This window comes from Clostridioides sp. ZZV15-6383 (assembly GCF_020657735.1).
GTDB classification, from domain to species: Bacteria; Bacillota; Clostridia; order Peptostreptococcales; family Peptostreptococcaceae; genus Clostridioides; species Clostridioides difficile_D.
In genome coordinates, this window is the sequence record NZ_JAGWCV010000010.1 from 85872 (window position 1) to 93530 (window position 7659).

The window sequence follows — 7659 nt, forward strand, 5'->3', positions numbered from 1 at the left end:
TTTAAATCCCCTAATATATTTCCATAATGTTATCTGCATCTATAATTAAGCTTATACTTCCATCTCCAAGTATTGTACATCCTGATAAACCATTATTTTTTATGTTGAATCGGTTAAAATAAACTGGAAATGGTTTTACAACAACTTGTTGATTTCCTATTATTTCATCAACAAAAATACATGCTGCTTTACGTTCATTTTCAATAATTATCATATTTCCATGCATCAAATTGGTTACCTCTGTTTGAATATTATATATTTTATGTAACCTTATAATAGGAATACATGCTCCATATATCATAATTAACTCTGTTTTATTACTTTCTGCAATTATCTGATTTAAATCTGTAAGCTTAAATGTTCTCCTTATTGATGATATTGGTAAAGTAAATAGTGAATCTCCAACTTTAAACTCCATACCCTCTACTATAGAAAGAGTCAGTGGTATTTTTATAGTAAATGTTGTGCCTTCATCTTGTTTACTTCTTACTTCAATTGAGCCTCCAACCTTTTCAATACTTTTACGGACAATGTCCATGCCTACTCCTCTACCAGAAAATTCAGTTATAGATTCTTTTGTAGAAAAACCTGGTGTCATAATCAAAGAATTGACCTCGTCATCAGTATATTCACTGCTTTGATGTTTAAGAATACCTTGTTGCTTAGCTTTTGCTAAAATCTTATCTTTCATAAGACCTCTGCCATCATCTGAAATACTTATCACAGCTTCTCCACCTAAATTTTCAGCAGATAAAAATATCTTTCCTACTTTTTCTTTTCCTTTAGCTATACGCTCTTCAATAGGCTCTATTGCATGGTCCATAGCATTTCTTATAAGATGCATAAAGGGTTCTGCTAAATTGTCAATTACACTCTTATCTACTTCTGTCTCTGCTCCTATAGTTATCAACTCTACATTTTTATCTAACTTTTTATTCATATCTCGTACAATTCTGTGCATTTTTTGAAATACACCATCAATTTGAATCATACGCATTGACATTACTATATCCTGCAATTCATCTGTAAGTTTATGCAATTGTCTTGTTGCCTTATTAAAATGGTCTATATCAACACCTGTAGAATTTACGCTATTTACAACCATTGATTCCATAATTACAATTTCTCCAACTATATTCTGAAGCAAATCTAATTTTTCTAAATTTACACTCATAATACTCTGCTTACTTATTGGCAAGTGTTCATTTTCTTCATTTAGATTATTTTTTTCTATGTCAATTTTTTCATTTAAAATATCTTCTTGTAATTCATCTTCTTTTATATAGTTATTTTGATACTTTATACTTATCTCATTATTATCTTTTAATTTATTTTCTACTTCATCATTATCTAATGTATTTTTTATTTCTATTTCTTTTTTACTGATATTTATATATTCTTTTACATATATATTATCTTGTATGGTTCTATAAACCATTATTCTATCATCTTTAGCAATAAACTGTAAATAAAATCCATGATTTTTAATATATTCTGCTGATTCTGCATTTGTTTCTACATCTTTAGGATAAAATTCTAGAAATTCACAGTAATCTCTAAGTTCAAAAATAAGCATAAAAGCTCTTACATTTTCCATCATACAACCTTGTTCAAAGATTATTTTTACTATATCAGAATCTTCTTTATATGAAAAAATTAAATCGACAATTTCTTTCTCATCTGTACTTTCTAAACTTATATTATCTTTTGATTTCATAGAATTTGATAACTCTAAAGTATTTACATAGTCTTCAATTCCTTTGATAAAATTAAAGTAATTAGAAGATATACAATCTCCTGATTGTAACTTACCTATATCACATTTTATAAAATCCAAAGCTTGAAAAACTAAATCAAATAATAAGTCATTGTCTAAAACTTCTATTTTTCCTTCACGTATGACATAAAACAAATCTTCTACACTATGTGCTAGAGCAGCTATATTGTCTAACCCCATCATAGACGCTGAACCTTTTATCGTATGCATTATTCTAAAAGTTTCATTAATATTGTTATGGCTAAATGTTTTCTCTTTTTCTGTTTGAATCATAATTTCATCTAATTGTTCAAGTAATAGACTTGTCTCAAATATAAACATATCTAACATTGGTCTCATACTCGGTTCAATATAATTCATATTCATCACCTACGGTCTACAAATAATTTTCTATTTTCCATATAGCATTTCATAATTTAAATCCATGATGATTCTCTTATCTCACTTTCTTTTAGATGAAATTTTTCTACGAGTTCTTTTAAAATTTGTGCTTGAGCAGACATCTCTTCTGAAGCTGCGGCACTTTCCTCTGCTGTTGCTGAGTTCATTTGGACTACTATAGAAATTTGCTCTATTCCAGATAAAATCTGTGTAATTGCTACTTCTTGACTATGTACAGAAGAAGAAATCCCATTAATATAATTAGTAGTTTTTTCTACACCATTGACTACTAAATCCAACGCATTTGCAGTCTCTTTAGCAATTTTGACACCATTTTCTACTGTTTTAATAGCTTCTTCTATGAGAATCGCTGTATTTTGAGCTGCTTTTGCACTTTTACCAGCCAAAGACCTAACTTCATCTGCTACAACTGCAAATCCTCTACCATATTGACCTGCTCTTGCTGCTTCAACAGCTGCATTTAATGCAAGAATATTAGTTTGGAATGCTATCTCATCTATTGTTTTGATTATTTTTGATATTTCACTCGACTTTTCACTTATTTCGCCCATTGATGTCATCATATCATCCATACATCTACTTCCAAAACCAACTTGTAACGCTGATTGGTCAGATACCTCACATGCAAGGCTAGCACTATCTGCACATTTCTTAATTCCATCTGATATTTCATTAATTGTGGAAGCTAATTCTTCTACTGAACTAGCTTGTTCAGTAGCACCCTGTGAAAGAGCTTGTGCACCTGCTGCAACCTGTTCTGATGCACTTGCAACTTGCTCTGCTGATAAGTTTATTTCAGAAAAATCACTATTGAAAGAGTTTATTATACTTTCTAAAGATTTTTTAATTGATTTAAAATCTCCAATGAATTCTTGGTCTATCTCTACTCTTAAATCTCCTTTTGCAATACTAGTCAACGTACTATCTATAAGGTCTATATAATTTAAAAGCATACTTTGCATCTTTTTAACAGAACCTACCAACATTCCTATTTCAGATTTACTTTCTTCAACATCTATACTTGTTCTTAAGTCTCCAGATGCAATTCTTGAAAAGTGTTCTTCTACTTTATTAATAGGAATCACTATCTTTAATTTTATTACTATATATTCTATTATTGTTAGTATCATCAATAGAGAAAGTATAAATATTGTTCTTAATATTAGACTTTGCAATTCTTTTTTTACTTCTACAATTTCGGCATTTGAGCGATTAACTATATCCTCTTGAAATTCATTTATTAAAGAATCCATTCTTTCTTGAGAGTTTATATAACCACTACCAAAAATTATACTTTGAGCCGTACTCTTGTCATTACTTTCGACTGCCTTTATAGCACTTTGTTCTGTTGGAACCAAAGAATCTGATATTTCTTTTGCTTCTAAGATTTTATTTGACTCACTCTTTGTGAGACCAATTCTTTCCAACTTGTTTAAAGCTGACTCTCTTGTTTTTCCATATAATTCTTTTTCATAAATATCTTTATCCTTTTTTTCACCTGTAAAAACGTATCTTCTTAATACATCACTTACTTCTCTAGTTGCATCTTTTATATACTGACTTTGAGTCCTCAAATTATTCATATCACTAATACTTTTTTCCACTTTTTCAAATGCTTTATAAGATGAAATAGAAGAAAAAATTCCTGCTAGAACAGCCAATACTATTATAATCAGCAATAGAATTGCTAATTTAGAAAGCCTTACTTCTCTTTTCATACTTGTACTCCTTTATAAAATAAGTTTATATCTTCTTTAATCCTTTCATTGTACTTACTACACTACAATCTTTTCCTAAACTTTTGCCCTCATACATAGCTTTATCCGCTAAGGATATGTTTTCTTCTAAGGATATATTTGAGTTTACTTCTACTACCCCTAACGTAATAGTACTTTTTATTTTATTTTCTTTATACTTGAAGTCAAATTCCTTTACCTCTTTACGAATTCTTTCTGAAAGGACTTTAGCATCTTCTATCGAAGTATTTGTAAGCATTATCAAAAACTCTTCTCCACCCCATCTTGATACAGTGTCAATTTGTCTACAATTCTTTTTTATTATACTTGATATTACTGTCAACACAAAATCCCCTGCATCATGCCCATAAGTATCATTAATAACCTTAAAGTCATCAATATCTCCAAGAATAAGTGATATTGATGTTCCCTTATACTGATTAATTTTTCTTTGCTCCATAAGCTGATTAATTATGTGTCGTCTATTGTAAAGACCTGTAAGATAATCTCTTACAACGAGTCTATTCAATTTTTCAAGAGAAGATTCTAGTTCTTTATTTATCTTTTTTAATTTATCTTGAGATTTCTTTACTTCAAGATGAGCCATAATACGAGCTTTTAATTCTGTCATACTAAAAGGTTTTACCATATAATCTATTGCACCTACTCCAAATCCCCTTACTATATCTGTATCTGCATTTTTTGAAGTTATAAAGATTATAGGTATATCTGCTGTGCGAACATTAGATTTCACGACCTTACAAAAATCAAAACCAGAGTTATCTGGTAAAATTATATCAAGCAAAATAATGTCTGGTATAAATTCTTCAAGAAACTCTTTTGCCTCTATTGCATTAAATGCTTTCTTCACATTAAAATTATCTTTTGTAAGTGCTTTATCTACTAAGTCACACATTAAAACACTATCATCAACAACTAAAATTGTTCCTTGTTGCTTATTTTCCATATACAAACCTCTCTTAAACATAATATATTCAAATTTTAATAGCTTAAAATTTTTGTACTTAATAATTATACCACTATATTTCCATATATTCCCTTCATAATATTTTTATAGTAATCTTATTAGTTATACCCTTGTACTATATGATAGTACAATTATATTCATTAATTACTTTGTCTATTAAAATTTCGTCTTTATCGGTCAAAAGTTTCTCTAAATCTAGTAAAGTAATTATTTTACTATCTAATTCTCCAATACCGCTTACAAAATAATCTGAATATTCGAGAGTAACCCTTGGTGGAAGTGATATTTGACTTTTTTCTAAACTTATTATCTCATCAACTTTATCAACCACAAATCCAACTACTAAATCTTTTATTTCAATTACTACTATATACGTACAATTGGTAATAATTAAATCATTTTTTTTAAGTCTCAAACGCATATCTATTATTGGAATAATTTTTCCTCTTAGATTTATTATACCTTTAGAATATGTAGGTAGTTCTGGAATAAATATAATTTCTTGATTTCCAATAATTTCTATTACATTTTCAAGTTCAATCCCAAAATCTTGCTCATCTACTTTAAATTTTAGATACTTAATTCCTTCATCAACTAACTTATAATCTAAATATGGGTCATCTGGAAATCTCATTTAATACCTCCCACCTAAAATATATTCTCTATAAAATCTATGTTATATTTTCTTTTTACCTTTATTTATTGAATCTACAATTAATTCGCCTGTTTCAATATAAAAACGTATTGTCCTTCCATAATTCATACCTGTGTCCTCTGCTACTATTGGAATATTTAGTCCTAAAAGAGTTTTTTTTACTGCTTCAACATTTCTATATCCTATACTTGCAATTGATGAATTGCTATTTCCTAAAAACATCTTAGCTCCCCCAGCAATTTTTGCTTTTATATATATTCTATTTGCACCTATATTTTCCATAGACTTAATGAGTTCATTTATTCCTGTATCAGCAAATTTATACTTATTTTCAATGTTGATAGCATCTTTACTATATGGCAACATAACATGTAACATTCCACCAATTCCTGCTACTTTATCTATCAAACAGACTCCTACACAAGAACCAAGTGCATAAGTAACCAAAACATTTGGTCTATAGGCTATCTTCATATCTGCAATGTTTACTACTATTTCTCTATTCATACTTCTAATCCCAATCTCACTAATATTTCTCTAAGTGAGCCCATTTCTGGAATCATCAAAATGTGGCTAGTAAAATAATTATCACTCATTTTAAACTTATTTTCTATAAATAAAACTTTATCACCCACATCTGAAAATCTTATCATAGGTACATTTAAGACAGCTCCAACCATATCAATACATATATCTGGAACTGATATACTTATAGTCATGTTTAACATAGATGCAATAGCATTTATATATGAGCTTGCCATTATATTTCCTATTTCTTTAATTGCTGAAATTTCAATTTCTTCAATCTCGTCCAAAAGAGCTTCTTCTTTATTAAAAAGATAACTTAACATGAGTTGAGTTATTGATTCGTCCAACAAAAATATAAACATTCCATCAATATCGCCTTTCATATCAAGTAAAATACATACTACTTTGTTTTCTGGACCGCCAAGCAGATTTGTCGCTTCATTATATTCAAGTATCTTGACCATAGGTATTAATACTTCTATATTACTATTTATCATGGATGCAAGTGCAGTAATTGCATTCCCAGAGCCTATATTACCAATTTCTCTAAGTGCATCTATATGAGCATCATCAAGTTCTAAATAATTTATAATATAAACCCCTCCCTTTATTGTTTCATTTATGTACTTTTCACTATATCAGGTGTATACTTACATTTTTATTTTAAGGCATTATTTACAACTTTGACTAATGTATCTGTTTTAAAGGGCTTCACTATAAAATCTAACGCTCCAAGTTTTATAGCTTCTACAATCATATTATCTTGTCCTATTGCAGAACACATCACAACCTTAGCATTTGAATCTAACTTTTTTACTTCTCTTAGCACCTCTAAACCATCTTTTTTCGGCATTGTAATGTCAAGTAACATTAAATCAGGCTTTTCATCTTTAAATATATTACAAGCTTCTTCTCCATCATTTGCTTCTACTAAATTATTATAGCCACTTTTACTCAGAGCTTCTTTAATCATCATCCTCATAAAAATAGCATCATCTACTATCAAAATTTTATTTTCCATAAAACTAACTCCTCCATATGTACAACAATAAATGCTTTTATTTTCAGTTATTGTCTATACTATCTGACTATTTTTCGCTACACAATAAATACATTTCATTGATAAATAAAAGTAATTATTTATGCCATATTATATTCAACCATCTTAACACAATTTGTCAATAAAAAAACTTATATCTCTATTGTAATATATGTTTGGCATTTTGACGAGTTATTAAAAATATAATTGTATAAAAACATAAAAAGTTGTCAAAAGTAATCAAATTAATATCGCTTATATCTTTTTATATTTTTATAAAAAATAATTTTCAGATTAATTAAAATCATTTCAGTATATTAATTTTTATAATATATCGAGTTTGTAATTTACCAAAAATGAAAATAACCCTTTATACTACTTTAAATACTTAATGGCAAGCTCTTTTACTCCTCTAATATCTAGTGGCTCACTTACTTAATCTCTAATAGATAGTTACTTGCCTATTTAGTTATATAAAAACATGTATAGTAGTATAAATATTTATTAGTTATAAATATTTATACTACTATACAT

At 28.3% G+C, this 7659-nt stretch carries 7 protein-coding genes; all 7 read right to left on the reverse strand.

The window, feature by feature from the left end; genetic code table 11:
* Positions 1-10: 10 nt before the first annotated feature.
* Positions 11-2137, reverse strand: coding sequence for a chemotaxis protein CheA (locus KGF42_RS06105; RefSeq protein WP_227825970.1), 2127 nt, complete (start codon positions 2135-2137; stop codon positions 11-13).
* Between the two features lie 56 nt (positions 2138-2193).
* Positions 2194-3897 carry a methyl-accepting chemotaxis protein gene (locus KGF42_RS06110; protein ID WP_227820831.1) on the reverse strand — a complete coding sequence of 568 codons (1704 nt, stop codon included), beginning with the start codon at positions 3895-3897 and terminating at the stop codon, positions 2194-2196.
* A gap of 25 nt (positions 3898-3922) precedes the next feature.
* Entirely contained in the window at positions 3923-4882 is a 960-nt protein-coding gene (locus KGF42_RS06115; protein WP_227820830.1) for a diguanylate cyclase, read from the reverse strand.
* Positions 4883-5018: 136 nt separating this feature from the next.
* Positions 5019-5537, reverse strand: coding sequence for a chemotaxis protein CheW (locus KGF42_RS06120; RefSeq protein WP_227820829.1), 519 nt, complete (start codon positions 5535-5537; stop codon positions 5019-5021).
* Between the two features lie 42 nt (positions 5538-5579).
* A complete protein-coding gene (locus KGF42_RS06125; RefSeq protein WP_227820828.1) occupies positions 5580-6065 on the reverse strand; it encodes a chemotaxis protein CheD in 486 nt (161 codons plus the stop codon).
* On the reverse strand, positions 6062-6709 hold the full coding sequence (locus tag KGF42_RS20200) for a chemotaxis protein CheC (RefSeq protein ID WP_311315305.1): 648 nt from the start codon (positions 6707-6709) through the stop codon (positions 6062-6064). The genes KGF42_RS06125 and KGF42_RS20200 overlap by 4 nt, the downstream gene beginning before the upstream one ends.
* A 35-nt stretch (positions 6710-6744) precedes the next feature.
* Positions 6745-7107 (reverse strand): response regulator, encoded by a 363-nt coding sequence (locus KGF42_RS06135; protein ID WP_227825971.1) that lies wholly within the window; start codon positions 7105-7107, stop codon positions 6745-6747.
* Between the last annotated feature and the right edge of the window lie 552 nt (positions 7108-7659).